This window comes from Mesorhizobium sp. NZP2077, from assembly GCF_013170805.1.
Lineage (GTDB): Bacteria > Pseudomonadota > Alphaproteobacteria > Rhizobiales > Rhizobiaceae > Mesorhizobium.
In genome coordinates this window covers 7,288,043-7,307,663 of record NZ_CP051293.1, presented here as the reverse complement: position 1 = coordinate 7,307,663, position 19,621 = coordinate 7,288,043, and the positions used below count along the sequence as shown (strand labels likewise).

13 protein-coding genes are annotated in these 19,621 nt (G+C 64.4%); 6 read left to right on the top strand and 7 right to left on the bottom strand.

The annotated features are described in order from the left end of the window. The first annotated feature begins 106 nt into the window (after positions 1-106). The 5 genes from HGP13_RS35760 (at position 107) to pdeM (ending at position 6,135) form a co-directional block, all read left to right on the top strand. Positions 107-1,471 (top strand): leucyl aminopeptidase family protein, encoded by a 1,365-nt coding sequence (locus HGP13_RS35760; RefSeq protein ID WP_172234552.1) that lies wholly within the window; start codon positions 107-109, stop codon positions 1,469-1,471. A 76-nt stretch (positions 1,472-1,547) separates the two neighbouring features. Continuing rightward, positions 1,548-1,898 carry a MarR family winged helix-turn-helix transcriptional regulator gene (locus HGP13_RS35755; RefSeq protein WP_140744160.1) on the top strand — a complete coding sequence of 117 codons (351 nt, stop codon included), beginning with the start codon at positions 1,548-1,550 and terminating at the stop codon, positions 1,896-1,898. A 29-nt stretch (positions 1,899-1,927) separates the two neighbouring features. After that, on the top strand, positions 1,928-2,788 hold the full coding sequence (locus HGP13_RS35750) for an NlpC/P60 family protein (protein WP_172234551.1): 861 nt from the start codon (positions 1,928-1,930) through the stop codon (positions 2,786-2,788). A gap of 99 nt (positions 2,789-2,887) precedes the next feature. Further along, the gene (locus HGP13_RS35745) at positions 2,888-5,422 is read left to right on the top strand and encodes a ligase-associated DNA damage response DEXH box helicase (RefSeq protein ID WP_172234550.1); all 2,535 of its coding nucleotides are present in this window, start codon (positions 2,888-2,890) and stop codon (positions 5,420-5,422) included. After that, on the top strand, positions 5,419-6,135 hold the full coding sequence (gene pdeM, locus HGP13_RS35740) for a ligase-associated DNA damage response endonuclease PdeM (protein WP_172234549.1): 717 nt from the start codon (positions 5,419-5,421) through the stop codon (positions 6,133-6,135). Before HGP13_RS35745 ends, pdeM begins: the two co-directional genes overlap by 4 nt. 2 nt (positions 6,136-6,137) lie before the next feature. On the opposite strand, the gene HGP13_RS35735 is transcribed toward pdeM, so the two are convergent. From HGP13_RS35735 to HGP13_RS35725, 3 genes are read right to left on the bottom strand one after another with little or no spacing between them, the layout of a single operon-like run. Beyond that, positions 6,138-7,073 (bottom strand): DmsC/YnfH family molybdoenzyme membrane anchor subunit, encoded by a 936-nt coding sequence (locus HGP13_RS35735; RefSeq protein WP_172234548.1) that lies wholly within the window; start codon positions 7,071-7,073, stop codon positions 6,138-6,140. Between the two features lie 3 nt (positions 7,074-7,076). Then, positions 7,077-7,811, bottom strand: coding sequence for a 4Fe-4S dicluster domain-containing protein (locus HGP13_RS35730; RefSeq protein WP_172234547.1), 735 nt, complete (start codon positions 7,809-7,811; stop codon positions 7,077-7,079). Beyond that, positions 7,808-10,738 (bottom strand): molybdopterin oxidoreductase family protein, encoded by a 2,931-nt coding sequence (locus tag HGP13_RS35725; protein ID WP_172234546.1) that lies wholly within the window; start codon positions 10,736-10,738, stop codon positions 7,808-7,810. The genes HGP13_RS35730 and HGP13_RS35725 overlap by 4 nt, the downstream gene beginning before the upstream one ends. A gap of 279 nt (positions 10,739-11,017) precedes the next feature. On the opposite strand from HGP13_RS35725, the gene HGP13_RS35720 reads away from it, so the two are divergent. Continuing rightward, complete coding sequence (locus HGP13_RS35720; RefSeq protein WP_172234545.1) at positions 11,018-11,920, top strand: LysR family transcriptional regulator; 903 nt, start codon at positions 11,018-11,020, stop codon at positions 11,918-11,920. On the opposite strand, the gene HGP13_RS35715 is transcribed toward HGP13_RS35720, so the two are convergent. From HGP13_RS35715 to HGP13_RS35700, 4 genes are all read right to left on the bottom strand, one after another. Continuing rightward, positions 11,921-13,177, bottom strand: coding sequence for an Hsp70 family protein (locus HGP13_RS35715; RefSeq protein WP_172234544.1), 1,257 nt, complete (start codon positions 13,175-13,177; stop codon positions 11,921-11,923). A 171-nt stretch (positions 13,178-13,348) separates the two neighbouring features. Beyond that, positions 13,349-14,140, bottom strand: a complete 792-nt coding sequence (locus HGP13_RS35710) for a TIGR02186 family protein (protein WP_172234543.1) — start codon at positions 14,138-14,140, stop codon at positions 13,349-13,351. After that, positions 14,140-15,063 (bottom strand): sulfite exporter TauE/SafE family protein, encoded by a 924-nt coding sequence (locus tag HGP13_RS35705; protein ID WP_027043492.1) that lies wholly within the window; start codon positions 15,061-15,063, stop codon positions 14,140-14,142. Before HGP13_RS35705 ends, HGP13_RS35710 begins: the two co-directional genes overlap by 1 nt. Positions 15,064-15,254: 191 nt before the next feature. After that, a complete protein-coding gene (locus HGP13_RS35700) occupies positions 15,255-19,370 on the bottom strand; it encodes a peptidoglycan-binding protein (protein WP_172234542.1) in 4,116 nt (1,371 codons plus the stop codon). Between the last annotated feature and the right edge of the window lie 251 nt (positions 19,371-19,621).

Here is a 19,621-nt window from a genome sequence, read left to right as displayed (position 1 = left end):
CGCGGCCATTGCGTGGCCATCTTCCCTCCCGCAGAAATATTCTGTTAACCCTAACGGACGGTTAAGAAACGCCGACTCGGCTTGGGCTCGGCAGGGAGAACATCGAATGCCTGTCGAACTCGTCGAGACGAAATTGCAAGGCGCGTTGCCGGTGCATCTGGTGGCCCGGGACGGTCTGGAGGCCGCGGGCCTTGCGCCATCTGCTGTCGCCTGGGCCAGGGCCAACGGCTTTTCCGGCGAGGCGGGCAGGATGCTGGCCGTGCCCGGCGAAAACGGTGCGCTTGCCGGCGCACTGTTCGGTATAGGTGATGGGGATGGCGCGCTCGCACTCGGCGCGCTGTCGAAAACTTTGCCGGAAGGCGACTGGCATTTCGCCTCGACGCCTGCCGAGCCGGAACTTGCGGCAATCGCGCTGGCGCTCGGCGGCTATGTCTTTACCCGTTACGGCAAGAAGTCGGGCAAGGCGCTGCGCTTCGACCTGCCGGCCGGCGTCGACGCGGCGCGCGTTCGCCGCATCGCCGATGGCATCTTCCTGACACGGGACCTGGTCAACACGCCGACCAATGACATGGGTCCGGATGATCTGGAGAAGGCGGTGCGGACTCTCGCTGAGGTTCACAGGGCTGAAGTCTCCGTGATCAGGGGCGACGATCTGCTCTTACAGAATTTCCCGATGATCCATGCTGTCGGCCGCGCCGCATCAGGCGCGCCGCGGCTGATCGACATGATCTGGGGGCAACCGGGCGCGCCGAAGGTGACGCTGGTCGGCAAGGGCGTCTGCTTCGATACCGGTGGTCTCGACATCAAGCCGTCGTCCGGCATGCTGCTGATGAAGAAGGACATGGGCGGCGCGGCCAACGTGCTTGGCCTGGCCTCGATGATCATGGCGGCCAGGCTGAATGTGCGGCTGCGCGTGCTGATCCCGGCAGTTGAGAATTCGATTGCCGGCAATGCCTTCAGGCCGGGTGACGTGCTGGCGAGCCGCAAGGGTATCACTGTCGAGATCGGCAACACGGACGCTGAAGGGAGGCTCGTGCTCGGCGACGCCCTGGCGCTGGCCGATGACGAGGAGCCGCAGCTCCTGGTCGACATGGCGACGCTGACCGGAGCCGCCCGTGTCGCGCTTGGCCCTGATCTGCCGCCTTTCTACACCGGTGACGACGCACTTGCCTCGGAGCTGGCGGCGGCATCGCTGGCGGTCGAGGATCCGCTGTGGCGCATGCCGCTGTGGCGGCCCTACGATGCGAAACTCTCGTCGAAGATCGCCGACATCAACAATGTCACCACGGACGGTTTCGCCGGTTCGATAACGGCGGCTCTGTTCCTCAAGCGTTTCGTCGAGAAGACGGCGAGCTGGGCGCATTTCGACATTTTCGCCTGGAATCCCGCTGACCGCCCATACGGTCCTTCCGGTGGCGAGGCGCAAGGCATTCGGGCGTTGGAGCGGATCATCTCGACACGCTTCGGCTGATTTGGGGCCGCAAGCAGAGCCGGCAAATCGGTGAAACTGAAACGGAACCGAAACAATTTGCCGTCATGCTGGCGTAATGTCGATTGCTATGCGCCCAAGCCAGGCCTTGCGACTGTGGCAGCAAGTGATGCTGTCGCAGGTGCGCGAAGACGCGCCCGACCTGACCATGCGCCAGACAGCCATCCTGTTCACCATCTATCTCGATCCGCCGCCGCACACCGTGCGCGGCCTGGCCGCCCGCCTCAACGTCACCAAGCCGGTGATCACCCGCGCGCTTGATACGATGGGCGCGCTGAAACTGGTGTCGCGCCATCGTGACGAGCTCGACAAGCGCAATGTGCTGATCAAGCGCACGGTTGAGGGCGCGCTCTTTGTCGAGCGCTTCGGCGATGGTATCATCGCCAGGGCGCACGAACTGCCCATCTGACCAGTTAGCCATTAGACCGAGTTAGTGATTTGACCGCCAGGGATGCCCGCCTTCACGCCTTTCGTTCCGATCTTGCCGATGCAAGGCTGAAAGGTGAGGTTACCGCCGACCGTTTTGTCAGCGGCCGTCCGGCGCGGATCACCGCGTCGGTCGCCGATGTCCGCAAGGCGCCGCGGCCTGATGCCGGTGTCAACACGCAACTCCTGTTCGGCGATGATGTCCTGGTCTTCGAGGTCGCCGAAGGCTGGGCCTGGATCCAGGCCGAACGCGACGGCTATGTCGGCTATGTCGCTGACACCATGCTGGGCGGGCGGGACCATGCCTCAACCCATATCGTCACGGTCCCCCGTACCTTCCTCTATCCCGGTCCCGACTTGCGTTTTCCGGTCGCGGGACAGTTGTCGATGGGATCGACGGTGACGGTGACGGGTGCCGCCGAGACGCGCGGCACGCACTATGCTGTCCTGCCTTCCGGCGAGGCTCTCATCGCTGGTCACCTGAGGTCAATCGGCGAAGTTGCCGCTGACTATGTCGCGGTTGCCGAGACATTTCTTGGAACACCGTATCTGTGGGGTGGCGTGTCCGGCTTCGGCATCGATTGCTCGGGCCTGGTGCAATTGGCGATGCGCATGGCCGGCAGGGACGTGCTGCGCGATTCCGACATGCAGGCGGCAAGCATCGGCGAGCCCCTTGAGCCTGGCCCGAACTATGCAGGATTGCGCCGGGGCGACCTCGTCTTCTGGAAGGGCCATGTAGCCGTCATGACCGACGCCGACACCATGATCCACGCCAATGGCCACACCATGCTGGTCTCGCGCGAAGGGCTGAATGAAGCGGTGGCTCGCATCGGCTATCTCTATGGCGGGCCGACGGGGTTTCGGCGGCCGTAAGCCTCTTCCTTCTCCCGTAAACGGGGCGAGGAACCCCAACGATCCCCTTTTGTTCCGATTTTTCTTGGCGATTGCCCACGGTCGCGCTACCTCTGGCGCGTGACAGAGCAACCGCGCATTGCCAATCAGAATGCCACTGTAGCCCTGCCCGAGCCATTCGTCAGATGGTTCGGCGAGAAAGGCTGGTCGCCGCGCGCCCATCAGATCGAATTGTTGGCGAAGGCTCAAAGCGGCCAATCGGTGCTGCTGATCGCGCCGACCGGGGCCGGCAAGACGCTGGCCGGCTTCCTGCCTTCGCTGACCGAACTGGCGGTCAGGCCGAGGCGAAAGCCAGGGCAGGCGCATCGCGGCATCCACACGCTCTACATCTCGCCGCTCAAGGCGCTGGCGGTCGATATCGAGCGCAATCTCGCCAAGCCGGTGGAAGAGATCGGTCTGCCCGTGACCATCGAAACGCGCACGGGCGACACCCCCGCCCACAAGCGCCAGCGGCAGAAGCTGGTGCCGCCCGACATGCTGCTCACCACACCCGAGCAACTGGCACTGCTGATCGCAGCAGGCGATGCCAGGCGCTTCTTCGAGGATCTGCGTTATGTCGTGCTTGACGAATTGCATTCGCTGGTGACGTCGAAACGCGGCCATCTCTTGGCGCTCGGCCTGGCGCGGTTGCGCAGCTTTGTGCCCGGCCTGCAGACAATCGGCCTGTCGGCGACGGTGGCCGAACCGGACGAATTGCGACGCTGGCTGGTCAGCCAGAACCCGCCGGGTGATATGTCCGAATTGATCGTCGTCACCGGTGGCGCGAAGCCCGAAATCTCCATCCTCGATTCCGAAGAGCGTGTGCCGTGGGCGGGCCATTCGGCGCGCTACGCCACGCCGGAGATTTACCGCGAGATCAAGCGGCACAAGACGACCCTGCTGTTCGTCAACACCCGCAGCCAGGCGGAACTGCTGTTCCAGGAATTGTGGCGGGTCAACGAGGACACCTTGCCGATCGCGCTGCATCATGGCTCGCTGGATGTCGGTCAGCGCCGCCGGGTCGAGAAGGCGATGGGTGAGAATGCGCTGCGCGCCATTGTCGCGACGTCGACGCTCGATCTCGGCATCGACTGGGGCGATGTCGATCTGGTGGTCCATGTCGGTGCGCCGAAAGGCGCCAGCCGGCTGGCGCAGCGCATCGGCCGCGCCAACCACCGCATGGACGAGCCGTCCAAGGCGATCCTGATCCCGGCCAATCGTTTCGAGGTGCTGGAATGCCGGGCCGCGCTCGACGCCAACTATCTCGGTGCGCAGGATACGCCGCCGCTGGTCGATGGCGGCCTCGATGTGCTGGCGCAACATGTTCTCGGCTGCGCCTGCGGTGCCCCCTTCCGAGCCGATGATCTGTTCGAGGAGGTGCGAACGGCGGCACCCTATGCCAGCCTTGACCGATCGACATTCGACCGCGTCATCGATTTCGTCGCCACCGGCGGCTACGCGCTGAAGAACTACGAGCGCTACGCCCGCATCCGCTTGAACAAGGACGGTTTGTGGCGCGTCTCCAATCCGCGCGTTGCCCAGCAATACAGGCTGAATGTCGGTACCATCATCGAAGTGCCGGCGCTCAACGTCCGTTACGTCAAAGCCGGGAGCAAGGGCTCGGCTACGCGCGGCGGCGCCGTTCTCGGCAAGATCGAGGAGGCCTTCCTCGAAACGCTGACGCATGGCGACACCTTCATGTTTGCCGGCAAGGTGCTGCGCTTCGAAGGCATTCGCGAGAATGAATGCTTCGTGTCGAATGCCCCCGGCAGCGATGCCAAGGTGCCTTACTATGGCGGCGGCAAGTTCCCGCTGTCGACCTACCTTGCCGAGCAGGTCCGCATCATGCTGGACGACCCACAGCGCTGGAAGAAGCTGCCGGAGCAAGTGGCCGACTGGCTGCGATTCCAGGCCGATAAATCGGTATTGCCCAAGCGCGATGATCTGCTGATCGAGACCTTTCCACGCGGCAACCGCTATTATCTGGTCGCCTATCCCTTCGAAGGCAGGCTGGCGCACCAGACGCTGGGCATGCTGCTCACCCGCCGTCTCGACAGGGCGGGCGCCAGGCCCCTCGGCTTCGTCGCCACCGACTATGCGCTGGCCATATGGTCGTTGGGCGACATGGGTGCGATGTTCAAGGCCCGGAAGCCGTCGCTCGGCGCGCTGTTCGACGAGGACATGCTGGGCGACGACCTCGAAGCCTGGCTGGCCGACAGCTGGCTTCTCAAGCGCACCTTCCGCAATTGCGCGCTGATTTCGGGGCTGATCGAGAAGCGTCATCCAGGCCAGGAGAAGAGCGGCCGCCAGGTCACTGTGTCGACCGATCTGATCTACGACGTGCTGCGCAGCCATGAGCCGGACCATATTCTGCTGCAGGCGACGCGTGCCGATGCGGCGGCCGGTCTGCTCGATGTCAGCAGACTTGCCGACATGCTCTCGCGCATCCAGGGTCGAATCATGCATAAGAATCTCGACCAGATATCGCCGCTTGCCGTGCCGATCATGCTCGAGATCGGCAAGATGCCGGTGAACGGCGAAGCCGATGAAACACTGCTGATGGATGCGGCGACACTGGTCGAGGAGGCCATGGGGCCGGGAATGGTAGAGGAATGAATTTTTCGCTGGCGCGCACATCGCTGATTGGTGAGGCCGATCTTGTAGGCATCGCCGGCGAACGTGCGGTCTGCGATCCGCGCGGCGTGCTCTATTTTCCGGAGCTCAGGCTTCTGGCCGTGTCCGACCTGCATCTGGAAAAGGGGTCGTCGCTGGCACGGCGCGGCACGCTGATCCCGCCCTACGACACCGGCGCGACCTTGCTGCGGTTGCAAGCGGTGATATCGGATTATCAGCCATCGATCGTCATCAGCCTGGGCGACAGCTTCCACGATGGCGGCGGCGCCGAGCGCATGCATGCGAGCTTTCGCGAGCGGCTGGAAGCGCTGATGGCATGCCGCGACTGGTTCTGGGTGGCCGGCAACCATGATCCGGAAGCGCCGGCCGATCTGCCCGGCGAAACCGTACGGGAACTCGCTATAGGTTCGCTGCTGTTCCGGCATGAGCCATCCAAGGTGCGCATCGAGGGCGAGATATCAGGCCATCTGCATCCCTGCGCCCGCATCGTGCAGCGCGGGCGCTCAGTGCGACGGCGTTGTTTTGCGGGCGACGGTGGCCGCATGATCATGCCGGCTTTCGGCGCCTATACCGGTTCGCTCAACGTGCTGGACCGCGCCTATGCCGGGCTGTTCCGCCTGGAATCGCTGATGGCCTATATGCTTGGCAGCGACCGCATCTTCGCCATCTCCCGCTCGATGCTGCGGCCAGGCTGACCTCAACGCCCGTAGTACAGGGTAACCGTGTGCTTCGCCTCGGCGAAGAACAGCCAGCGCTCGACCAGCATGCCGGCGAACTGGACGGTCGCGGCGAGCACTGACGGCGCCGCCGCAAAGGGCCAGGGCAAGGCAAAGGTGGCAGCGAGAAGCAGGACGGGCAGGGCGAAGGCCAGAGCCTGCGTGATCCGGCGCAGGCGTGCACTGTGCTTGCGCGCGATGCGAAAGCCCATTTCCTTGAGCAGATAATTCTCTTCGGTATGCGGCCATTCCAGTGGCCGCACCGTGCCGCCGGCCAGCCCGGTCGCGGTGTTGGCATTGGTTGGGATTTCAAGCGTGTCGTTGTAGCGCCAGGTCGCCAGTTTCCAGCCCCAGCCGAGCAAGGTGAGCAGCATCGAAGCTGCCAGAAGCATTTTTGAACCGAGAGCAAAACCCTGCAGCAGCGCATTCAACAGAACGCTTCCGGTCATGGTCGCGAAGATCAGATAAGCCGGCAAAGTATAGCGGCTGTGCCACTGGGCGATCGGCTTTAGCGAGGCATAGATCATGCCGGTCGTGCAGATGGTGACGATCGCACCTATAGCTGTCAGCAATCCGGCAATGGCCGCCCAGCCGCTTGTACGGCCGAAAAACACCCAGCCGATGCCGAACAGTCCCGCCGGGATGAAGGTGATGACCGACGACACGCCTTCGCGCGACAGCCATGAACTGCGCCACTGCGAGAACGCCCGCCAGGCGCGTTCGGGTCTGCCGAGATGGCCGGTTGAAGACAACAGGCCTGCCGCGATCAGGCCTAGCGCCAGCCCCAGGCCGACGAGGCCCAGCCAGAAATCGGCCGGGATGATCTGGAAGCCTCCGAGCACGCCAAGCAGCGCGAGCAGCCCATAGCCGGCGCCGGTGGCGGTGGTGAAGAAGACGACGGAGAAGGCGGGATGCATGGGCTAGTTCGAAAGCATGCGATCGACCCAGCCGAGGAAGCCGCCTTCGGCGCGCACCGGCTCCAGCGCCTTTGCAGGCACCGATGCGGCGCGTTGGGTGTGGGCGCGTGGCGGGAGATATTTATTGGTCGGGTGATAGCCGAGTTCCGGCATCAGGTCGACGCCACAACGCTCCGCCACCAGTTGCGAGACGGCAGACTGGGGATCGCCGAGATCGCCGAAATGCCGAGCGCTCGTAGGGCATGCGGCGACGCAGGCCGGCACGCGGTCTTCTTCGGCCAGATTGTCATTGTAGATGCGGTCGACGCACAGCGTGCATTTCTTCATGACGCCGACATCGGTGTCGAATTCGCGCGCCCCATAGGGGCAGGCCCAACTGCACAATTTGCAGCCGATGCACTTGTCCTCGTCGATCAGCACGATGCCGTCCGAGGCCCTTTTGTAGGAGGCACCGGTCGGGCAGACAGTGACACAGGCCGGCGTCTCGCAATGCAGGCAAGAGCGCGGGAAGTTGACCGTGCGCCCGCCTATCTCGGTGGTGTGCTCATAGCTGTGCACGCGGTTGAACCAGACGCCGTCGACGTTACCACCATAAGGCTCGATATCGGTCAGCGGCGCCATGTGGCCGCCGGTGTTCCACTCCTTGCAAGCGGTGACGCAGGCCTGGCAGCCGACGCAGGTGTCGAGATCGATGACGAGACCGAGCTTCTTGCCGCTTTGACTTGGCAGACAGGTCATTCGGCCGCCTCTCTTGCTCGCCGAAACTCGGCACCGAAACGGAGCGTGTCGGGCGAAGGTTCGAAATGCGGCGGCTGGTGGAAACGCTCGAATTGCGGCTCGGTGAAGCCGGCTTCCTCGGCCATGCATTTGACGATGCGCACGCGCAGGTCAAACCACGCCGCCTGGCCGGTCACCGGATCGGAATTCGAATAGCGTTTGCCCTGCCCGTCGGCCGAGGTCTGGTCGCCGATGATGTGGTTGAGCAGGAAGCCGCGGTTGCTCTCGGCGGCGTCGTCCTTCAGTCCCCAACTGCCGCGCCGCTTGCCGATCGCGTTCCAGGTCCAGACCGTGCTTTCGTTCACCCCGTCGACCAGCTTGATCTGCCCCTTCACCCGGCCATTGATGCTTTCGATCCAGACCCAGTCGTCATCGACAAGGTTGAGGCCGGCTGCGGTCCGGTGATGCACGAACAGCCGGTTCTGGCTGGTGATCTGCCGCAGCCACGCATTCTGCGAACCCCAGGAATGGTACATGTGCATCGGCCGCTGCGTCAGCGCATGCAGCGGATATTTTTCGAGGTCGACGGCCGCTTCCTCGAACGGCATGTACCAGAATGGCAGCGGGTCCATATAGGTCGCGATACGCTGGCGTTCGCTCTCGGGCGGCATCGCCCGGCCATGACCACGCGCGGCGAGCCGAAAGCGCTGCAACGGCTCGGAGTAGAGCTGGAAGACGATCGGCTCGGCTTTCGGGATAAAACCCATCTGCTCAGCAAAGTCGAGATAGGAGCGGTTGGCCATCTTGTAGTAGCGCTGGTCCTCAGCGAAGTCGTGATGCCAGAAGCCGCCATTGTCGATGTAGCGCTGCAGCTGGTTTGGGTTGACCTCGCCCTTGCCGACCGCCGTCCCATCCTTGCCACGCCAGCCGGCCAGCGGGCCAATGCCCGGCGTGCGCTCGTGATTGACGATGTAGTCGGCATAGTCGGCATACTTGGCCGATCCGTCGTCATTGACGAAGCCGGGCAGGCCGAGCCGCGCACCGAGTTCGATCAGCACCGACTGGAACGGCCTGACGTCGCGGTCCGGTTCGACGACGGGATGGCGGATGGCGTCGCCCGGCCCATCCGCATGGCTGATCGGCCGGTCGAGCAGGCTGATGCAATCGTGGCGCTCGAGATAGGTAGTGTCTGGCAGGACGAGGTCGGCGAACGGCACGGTCTCGGAATAGTAGGCGTCGGAATAGATGATGAAGGGGATCTTGTGAGTGCCCGTTTCGTCGCTGTCGGTCAGCATCGCGATGGTCTCGATGGTGTTCATCGAGGAATTCCACGCCATGTTCGACATGTACATCATCAGCGTGTCGATCCTGTAGGGATCCCCGGCCCAGGCGTTGCGGATGACTGTGTGCATCAGGCCATGCGCAGCCAGCGGCGCATCCCAGGAATAGGCCTTGTCGATACGGGTCGGAGTGCCGGCCTCGTCGACCAGCAAATCGTCCGGCCCGCAGACGAAGCCGAGCGGCGTGCCGTCCAGCGGCGTCATCGGCTTGACGCTCTTGCCGGAGGGTTTCGGGCCCGGCGGCGCCGATCTGGGGTAGGGCGGCTTGAAGCGGAAGCCACCGGGGACATCCACAGTGCCCAGAAGCACTTGCAGCAGATGGATGGCGCGGCAAGTGTGAAAACCGTTCGAATGGGCTGATATACCACGCATGGCGTGCATCGAAACCGGCCGGCCCCTGATCGTTTCGTGCCGGCGCCCGGCCCAGTCGGTCCAGGCGATAGGCAGCTCGATCGTCTGTTCGAAGGCGACATGGGCAAGTTCGGCGGCGATCCGGCGGATCGTATCGGCGGCAATGCCGCAGCGCTCGGCGACCGCATCCGGCGCGAAACTGTCATCGAGGTAGCGGTCGGCGATCAGCTGGAACACCGGCGTGCAGCGGCGGCCGTCGACTTCGAAGCTGCCGGTCAGTGCCGGCTTCGCTTCCGGGTCAGCCGCCTTGACGGAGGTCTTCGCCACCCTGTCCCAGGCCAGAGGATTGCCGTCGGCGTCGCGCACGAACAGCCCATCGTCGGAGGCGCCGGGCTCCTGCGCGACGAGGACATGGGCGTTGGTGTAGCGGAGCAAATAGTCGAGATCGACGCGGCCTGCCTTTAGCAGTTCGTGGATGAGCGCGAACACGAACAGGCCGTCGGTACCCGGGCGGATGCCGATCCAGTCGTCGGCAATCGCATTGTAGCCGGTGCGGCACGGATTGATCGACACCACCTTGGCGCCGCGGGCCTTGAGCTTGCCCAGCCCGATCTTGATCGGGTTGGAATCGTGGTCCTCGGCGACACCGAACAGCATGAAGTATTTGGTGTTGTCCCAGTCGGGCTCACCGAACTCCCAGAACGAGCCGCCGATCGAGTAAAGCCCGCCGGCGGCCATGTTGACCGAACAGAAACCGCCATGGGCAGCGAAATTCGGCGTGCCGAACTGGCCTGCCCACCAGCCGGTGAGAGACTGCGACTGGTCGCGCCCGGTGAAGAAGGCGAGTTTCTTGGGATCGGTCTGGCGGATGGCCGAGAGCCGTTCGGTGGCGATCGCGAATGCTTCTTCCCACTCGATCTCGCGGAACTCGCCGGAGCCGCGCGGGCCGGTGCGCAGCAAGGGTTTCTTCAGCCGGGCTGGGCTGTAGTGCTGCATGATGCCGGAACTGCCCTTGCCACAGATCACGCCGCGATTGACCGGATGGTCCTTGTTGCCGTTGATGTAGCGGACCTTGCCATCCTTGATGTGCACGTCGATGCCGCAGCGGCAGGCGCACATGTAGCAGGTCGTTTTGGCGATCCTGTCGGAAACATCCGGCGAGGTATTGACGCCGTCGCCTTCATCGGGCGCGCGCGTGTCGGCAAGCGGGCGTTGCGATGGTGCCGAATTTGCGCCGCGTCGCGGTCCGTTAATCATGGGCTGGTGGTGCCCGCGCGGCCGGCGGACTTGGCGCGCGTCTTCGGCCCGGGGCCGCGCATGTAGTGCTCTTCAGGGTGATAGCGATCGCCGGCCAGCCGCCGCCTTATGCCACGGGCCCAATGGGCAAGCAGGGATCTGAACCGCCCGATCATCTCTATGCGCTGCGACCTGAAGGCCAATTTTTTCTAACTTCGCCTGAAAAAATAGAATAAAGCTATCGATCTGTCTAATCAGTTGTTCTTGTAAATTCGATCGATATTGGTTCTTAATGTGCGCATGACTCTGGATCAGTTGCGCATTTTCGTCGCCGTCGCCGAACGCGGCCACATGACCAAGGCGGCGGAGCTTCTGGGTATTTCCCAGTCGGCGGCATCGGCCGCCATCCGCGCGCTTGAAGAGCAGCACGGCGTCCATCTGTTCAACCGAGTCGGCCGCAACATCGAGCTCGCCCAGACCGGCCACCGGTTCCTGCCGGAGGCCAAGGCCGTGCTCGAGCGCGCCGCCGCTGCCCGCAATGTGCTGGAACATGTTTCCCAGACGGTCACCGGCAGCCTCTCCATTGCCGCCAGCCTGACCATTGCCAGTTACTGGCTGCCGCGCCGGCTGGCGACCTTCCATGAGGCCTACCCAGCGGTGCGGCTAAGCGTCAGCATCGGCAACACAAGGCAGGTCGAGGCCAGCGTGCTGGATGGAACCGCCGATCTCGGCCTCGTCGAGGGGCGCACCGAATCCGACATATTGCGCCGCGCCAAGGTCGATACCGATCGGTTGATGCTGGTGGTCGCTGCTTCACATCCCGAGATCGCCGAAACCGCGCCGGGCCGGCCAGATATCACAGGCCTGCGTTGGATCATTCGCGAGGGCGGTTCGGGCACGCGCGAAGTGTTGGAGGATCTGGCGCGGCGTGAGGGGATTTCGCTTGCCGACCTGCAGGTGTTCCTGGTGCTGCCCAGCAACGAGGCGGTCCGCCAGGCGGTCGAAGCGGGCGCCGGCGCCACCATCATTTCGGAACTCGTCGTCGGACGCGCCGTCGCCGAAGGCAGCCTGCGGTCCGTGCCGATCGAACTACCGAAACGCGATTTCGCCATGATCACGCACCGCGATCGCCAGGCAAGCCTGGCCCAGATGGCGCTCAAGGCGCATCTCGGTGCGGAAACTAAGCGGAGTGGCGCGTCTTAGTCAGCCGAATTTCCGTTGCGCGTCGAGCGCCAGGCCAAGCCCGACCGAGCCGAACATGTCGCCGTCGATGACGGAAGCCTGCGGCACCAGCGACAGGATTTTTTCTCTCGCCAGCGGGATCGCGGTCGAGCCGCCGGTCAGGAACACGGCGGTGATGTCAGAGGGCTTGACCTGCGCGTCGCGGATGGTCTGCCCGACCGTGTCGCTGACCCGCTCGATATCCCGAGCGATCGAGGCGTCCAGCCCGTCACGCGTGATCTCGGCGGCGAACTCCATGTCAGGGAGCCTCACCGCGACTTCGGCTGATGTTTGGTCGGTCAGCTCGATCTTGGCCTTTTCGACCAACGCCGCCAGCGCGTGGCCATAGCGGTGCTCGACGATGTGGATGAAGCGGTCGACGAGATCGGCGCGCGCGGCCTCGTAGCGGATCTGGCGCAGATGCGTCATCGCCTTGGCGGTGTAGACCAGGTTGATGCGCTGCCATGTCGCGAGATCGATGAAATAGCTGGCCGGCAGATTGCGCTTGCCGTCCTTTGTCGGGGTCAGATAGCCAAGCTGCGGCATGACATGGGCGATGCTGAGCAGCCGGTCGAAATCCGTACCGCCGATATGGACACCCCGGCTGGCCAGGATGTCGTCCTTGCGGTCCGGGGATCGGGCACGCTCCGGCGAGACGCGCACGACCGAGAAATCCGATGTGCCGCCGCCCATATCGATGATCAGCGCCAGCTCCTCTTGCGTCACCCTCTGCTCATAGTCGAGTGCCGCGGCGATCGGCTCGAACTGGAAGGCGATGTGCTTGAAGCCCTGGGCATGCGCTGCCTTTTCCAGGTCGCTCTGTGCGTTCGCGTCGGCTTGCGCATCGTCATCGACGAACTGCACCGGGCGGCCGAGCACCACGGTCTCAACCAGATCGCCGCCATCCTCCTCCAGCTTTTTCCTGAGATGCCCGAGGAACAGGCCGATGATCTCCATGAAGCCGATCGAACGCGCCTTGATGCGCGTCTTTTCATGCGCCAGCGAACTGCCGAGCACGCTCTTCAGCGAGCGCATCAGCCGACCTTCCACACTGTCGGTGTAGTTGGCGATGGCCTGGCGACCAAAACAGATGCGGCCATCCTCGAAGTTGAAGAACACCGCGCTGGGCAGCGTGACCTGGCCGTCTTCAAGCGCGACGAGGTGGGGTTGCCCGTTGCGGACCACGCCGACCGTGGAGTTCGAAGTGCCGAAATCGATACCGGCGAATGCTGGTCGCAAAGCAGCCTCCTCATTGGCGCCAGGCAGCGGATCGGCGCTCGCGGGAGAAGCGTGCGCTGCGGTTCGGGCGACCGGACCGCTCTGCCGAATTGAATTGTGCGTGCTTGCCCGTTGGGCGGGGAGGTGCGGTCTATAGCATGACGCGGGAAAGGGAAACCCCTTTTGGGCGCCTCAATCCTTGCGGAAGATCAGCCTGCCGAGCCAGCCCGTCAGCATGGCCAGCGATATGGCGAAGACGCCATAGAGGAAGGAGTAATTGTGGGCGATCCGGAAGATCGACTGTTCGAAACCGGATTTGCGGATTTCGAGTTGGGCCGAACTCTCCTTGATGAACAGGCCGCTCTTGAACAGGAACGCGCGGGCTTTATGGGTTCCAACCGGAACATTCGGCGCCAGCCTGACTGTGGCACGGAAAAGGTTCTGTGACAGGAACTGCACGCCGCCGACATTCTCGCTGTAGAGGCCGGTGGCGGCCTTGCGCTCGCGCAAGGCCGTGGTGAATTCCTCGATCGTCGCCGGGCTGTCACCGGCATCGGCCGGCTGCATGTAGAGGTTGGAGGCGCCGAGCGACAGCTGCTTGTAGCTGTTCGGTTCGGTGATGTCCTGCAGCGGCCGCGTCGTCGCCACCGAATAGGACATCGGCACGTTCTCGAAGGTTTCGGAATCGAGATTGACCCAGACGCCGAGCACCCGGTCCTTGCGGCGCACCACCACCGGCTTGGGTGGCCCTTCGAGCACGACGATGACGTCGTAGCGGCCCTGGCGGGCGACCAGCGGGTCGGGGTTTTCCAGCGAGCCGAAAATGGTCAGGTCGGCACCGGAAAAGCCGGCGGTGATCGACACATTGTCGGTGGAGAGCCCGATCTGGATGCCCTCCGGCAGCGGCGTCTGTGCCTTGGCGGATACGACGACCGCAAGCAGTGACAGGACAATGGCGGTTGCGAACGCTTTGCGGCCCGTCATCAGTTGAGGCCTAAGGCAGACAGCGAATAGAGATTGGGCGGGGTGACGAAAAGATCGATCGCCAGCCTGATCGCTACAGCCAGCACCAGCAAGGCCAGCAATGCCCTGAGCTGCTCGCCGCGCAGCCTCTGGCCGGCCTTGGCGCCATATTGCGCGCCGGCCACGCCACCCGCCATCAAAATGAAGGCCAGCACGACATCGACCGTCTGGTTGGTGGTGGCGTGGACCAGCGTGGTGTAGGCGGACGTGAAGATGATCTGGAACAGCGACGTGCCGATAACGACATTGGTCGGCACCTTGAGCAGGTAGATCAGCGCCGGCACCATGATGAAGCCGCCGCCGACGCCCATGATCGACGACAGGAAGCCGATCCCGGCACCAAGGCCAAGCACCGGGATGACGCTGACGAACAGTTTTGACGCCCTGAAGCGCATCTTCAGCGGCAGCCGGTGGATCCAGTTGTGCTGGCCGGATTTCTTCAGCACCGGGGCAGCGCCACTGCGTGTGGCGCGCAGCGCATTGATGCTTTCGACCAGCATCAGGCCGCCGACCGTACCGAGGAGCACGACATAAAGCAGCGAGATGAACAGGTCGAGCTGGCCGAGCCGGCGCAGGAAGGCGAAAACGTAGATGCCGGCGGTGGAGCCGACGATGCCGCCGGCCAAAAGTACGCCGCCGAGCTTGAAGTCGAGCGTGCCACGCTTCATGTGCGAAAGCACGCCGGAGACAGAAGAGGCGATGACCTGGTTGGCGCCGGTGGCAACCGCGATCGCCGGGGGGATGTTGTAGAAGATCAGGAGCGGCGTGATGAGGAAGCCGCCGCCGACGCCGAACATGCCCGACAGGAAGCCCACCGCCGCACCCATGGCCAGCAGCACGAAGACGTTGACGGAAATTTCCGCAATCGGGAGATAGATGCCCACCCGTCAGTCTCGATCAGTTTGCCTGTCGGCGAATACAGCCGTTGTCGGCAGTCTCGCACCGAAAAGCCAATTTTTCCTTGCGCCGACGCGGCGGCGGGGCCAAACCCCGTCGCCGCGCCGAAACAAAAAATATCTCAATCAGTTAACAGGCAAATGTGTGGCAAGAGCGTCGTGGAAACGACGCTTCTCTGTTATTTGCGCGCCAGTAGCGCCCGGACCAGTTTTTCATCGACGGCACCCGTTGCCGGCAGCTTGTTATCGGTCTGGAAAGCGATGATCGCGTTCTTGGTCTTGTCGCCCATGACGCCATCGGCGCCGCCCGCATCATAGCCGTTTTTGTTGAGGATGAGCTGGATGTTCTTGACCGCCTTCTTCATGTCGATGCCGGCGGTCGTTTGCGGCGTGCCTTCCTGCCAGGATTCCGGAATGTCGGCCGAATTGGTCGCCGCATTGAGCGGCTTGGCCTTCCACAATTCGGTCGCGGCGCGCGCCCGCTCAAGCTGCTCGGGCCGCAGCGCGTTAGCGATCTCGTCGCGCTTGGCGGCTGCATCCTTGTCGCCGGTCTTGGCGACGAGCGCGAACCATTTATAGGATTCCTCGAGGTTCTGCTTCATGCCGACGCCCTTGGCGGCGAGGATGCCGAGGTTGAACTGGCTATCCTTGACGCCGAGGTCGGCGGCCTCCTGGAACCAGTGCGCGGCCGATTCATTGTCAGTCACGCCATCGGCGGCCATGGCGAACAGCACCGCCAGATTGTGCATGGCGCTGGCGTTGCCCTGTTCGGCGGCGAGCTGGTACCAGGTCTTCGACTTCTTGATGTCGCGCGCGACGCCGATGCCCTTTTCATAGAAATTGCCGATGCGGTATTCGGCCGGCGCGAAGCCGAGTTGCGCCGATTTCTCGTACCATTTCGCGGCTGCCGCCATGTCTTCCTTGACGCCGCGCGACTCGGCGTAGCGCGAGCCGATCTCGAACAGCGCCTTGGCGTCGCCACCAGCGGCGGCATCGCGCAGCGCGGCCGGGCCGGCATCGGCCGGAATGTCGAACTTGGCCGTGGCTGCCGCTGCCGGCGCATCCGTCGGCGCAACCGCACCTGTGGTGTCCTTGGCGGTGGCCTCGTTGGCCGCCGTTGGCGCGGCCACGACCGGCTTGGCATCCACATCCGTCGCTTGCGCACCCGTGGTGACAGCGGCCGGCTCTGAAGCCGTCGCATCCATCGGTGTCGTAGCAATGGGCGCAACTGGCGCCGGAGCGACCGAAGCCATCGCGTCAGTGCTCGGGCTGGAAGAGGCGGCCGAAGCCGCGGGCTCTGCAACCGGGGCGGTATTCGCCATCGCATCCGTGTCCGACGGCATCGCCACGGCGGTCTGCGCCACCATCTCGTCTTTGCTTGCCGGCACCGACGGTTCGGCCTGCCTGACGGGACGGGCCGGTGCGCTGTCCGTCGCTGCCGGCTGCGTTTCCGCCTTCGGCGGGCTAGCCGTGCCGACGGATGCCGTTTGCACCGGCTGCGCGGCTACGATTGGTGCCGCGTCGTTGCTGGCCACCTGGGCCGGGTCCGAGAGAAACGCCTTGCCGAGCTGCAGGCCGGCAAGCGCCAGCATGATCGCCGCGGCCGCCATCAGGATCGGCTTGCGCCGCGCCTTGAGCAGGTCGCCGATCCTGAGCGCTTTCACTGGCCCTTTCACCGTCGACTGGCGCTTTAAGGCGTCGGCCTCCGCGGCGGCAGCCTGTGCAGCGCGCCGCGCAGCAGCGATGAAGTCCGATTTCGCGGCGTCGCTGTCGCTGAGCTTGGCCGGCTGACCACGCTCGTCGCGCACCCGCTTCATGATCGCATTGAGGTCGGGCGCGCCGGAGCCGGGTTCCAGCGGTCGGTTGGCCACTTTCGGATCGAGCGGCTCGTCGAGATCGACACTCGGTATGTCGGCGCTTGGCGCCGAGCCGGCCAGCGGCGGAGCGTCCGCCGCCTTCTTGCCCTTGAAGGCGCGTGCCAGCCCGCCGAACATCGATTTGCGGCCTGCCGGCTGATCTTTCTCGGCGATGGTGTCGGAGCCGAGCGCGGCCATGGCAGCGGCAGCGGCGGCCTCCGCTGGCGTGCGGCTACCCAGGTCGCCACGCGGGTCGCTGCGTGTGCCCGGGTCGCTGCGCGTACCGAAATCACCACGCGGGCCTGGGTCGTTGCCCAATAGGGCGGCGGCACGGCCGTCGAGATCGGCCATGTCGCCGGTCAGCGGCATCGGCTCGTCGATATCCAGCGATGGCGCCTCGACAGCCATCTTGGCGGTCCGCGTACGGCGCTTGCTGACTGCCTCGTCCTGGCGCGTGTCCAGAAGCTCGCTTACCGCCTCGGACGGTTCGCTGGTCTCCAGCGACCCCAACCTGTCGACGATCTTGAGCAGCGTGTCGTGGATGGCTTCGAAAGTTCGCGAATTGCGCTCGTCGGAACGCCGCGTCAGCGTTTCCAGCGTCTTCAGATCCTGGGCGAGCCCGGAAACTGCCGACGCGTTGGCATTCGACCCAGCCAGCGAACGCACCGCGTTCTCAGCCGCCTCGCGTGCCGCACCGAGGATGGAATCGCGGGTCCCGGCCAGTGTCTTCTCGATATCGTTCAGGCGCGGGCTGATGTCTTCGAATTCTGGCAGCGGGGTGCTGGGCCTGGAAAGGTGGGCGGACAGGCCGGCGACCTGCGCCTCCAGGCTACGGATCAGCGCCGGATCGATGCCGGCCACCTGGGCCGCCGATGCGTCGAGCCGGCTGGAAATGTCCTCGAGCCGGCTTTCCAGTCCACGGATCGCCGCTTCGCCGGCAGGATCGGGAGCGCGCGTCTCCATGCGCGTGGCGAGTGCGGTGAAGCGGGCATCGATGGCTTCCATGATGCCGGCGCTGTCGACTTGCGGCGCGATGCGCTGGTCGAGCCGGTCGGCAACTTCGTCCAGGCGGCGCTCGAGATCCCGAAACAGCATGTTGCCCTGTTCGATGGCGTCGCCCTGGCGGCGTTCCATCATGCTGGACAGTACGTCGAAGCGCTGCTCAAGCCCCTGGAAGATGTAGTCGGCATCGGGCATGGCCGGCGCCTGGTCGATCTTGTCGGCGATCAGCGTGATCTGTTTGGCCAGCCGTTCCATCGCCTGTTCGGGCAAATTGGCGCGGCCGGCGAGTTCGTCGACCCGGCTCGATAGCGTGCCCAGACGATCCATGACCGCATTGCCGGGGTGGTCCTGCGCCACTTCCTCGATCTGCCGGGCGAGCGAGTCGATCCGCTTCTCGATGCGTTCAAAGGCTTCGTGGTCGACCGAATTGGCCTGTGCCGCGACGGTCGAGGCAACGATGGCGCGGGAAATTTCGTCCAGCCGCTCGTCGATCATGGCAAGCGTATCGCTGCCGCGATTGTCCTGCTGGCCCGCGAAGTGTTCGACGGCGCCGGCCAGCGTGCGGACCTTTTCCTCGAGCGAGCGCAGCGACAGCGATTCCGGCAGATTGTTGACGGCGTTGCTGATCTGCTCCAGCCGGTCGGTCAGGGTTGCAAGGGCGGGATCGTCGGAACGTTTACGCTGGTCGGCGTCGACGCGGTCCTCGAAAGCCGTCCAGCGGCGGTCGAAGTCGTCCCAGCGGCGGTCGACCTTCTGCACGCTCTCCTCGCGCGCCAGCGTGTCGAGCGCGGCCTTGACCTGCTCGAGCTCCAGCCGCAGCAGGTTGACGCTTCTGTCGTCGCTCTTCTCCGATAGCGTTTTGATGGCGCCGGAAAGCCGTTCGAATTCGACGCCGAGTTCGGCGCTGCCCTTGCCTGCCGCGCCGGGCTTGGCGTTCGCCTGGAAGGCGCGATCGATGTCCTTGCGCAGCGCATCGAATTCGCGCTGCAGGCCCGCCGTCATCTGGTGGCGCAGCTCCTCGCGCATGCCGCGCAACTCGCCGGCGATCTTGCCGACCATGGCGACGCTGTCTTCCTGGCCACGCACGCGGTCGATGTCGCGGGCGATGGCCTGGTAGTTCTGGTCGAAGGCGGGAGCCGGTGCCGGGTTCTGCGGGCGCGGCGCCGGCGGCTGCGGATCCTCGTACCAGCGCTGCTGGGCGGTTGGCTGGGCGGCGGGATAACGCGGCTCCGCGGCGGGAGCGCGCGGATCGGTGGTTGGATAGCGCGGGTCGGCGCCGTATTGGCGCGGAGCGGGACGCGCCGTCACCTCCTCGCGCGTCTGCCCCAGTCGCTGTTCCAGCGTCTCCAGCGAGCGGTTCAGTTGCTCGAGCGTGGTCTGTGGCCTGCGCTGCCTGCCGGCGTTGAGTGTGTCGAGATAGGACCGCTTGCTGTTCATCTGTGCGTCCGTCTTTCAGATTGGCCGGCTTGCGACCAGCTCCCCAAGTCCCTGCCGGAACGAAGGCGACCGCGCTTCCATGCCACGGTGGAAGACAAGCTTCCCGGGGGTTCACCCGCGCTCCGAAAAACCGTGAAAAATTCGATACAGGATAAACACGGGTAGCCGACGCGCCCACATTTCCCCCAACGTGGTAAACAACGCGTTAACCAAGCTTAAGAAGTTGCAAGGAAGTTGGCTTCGCTGTCCGC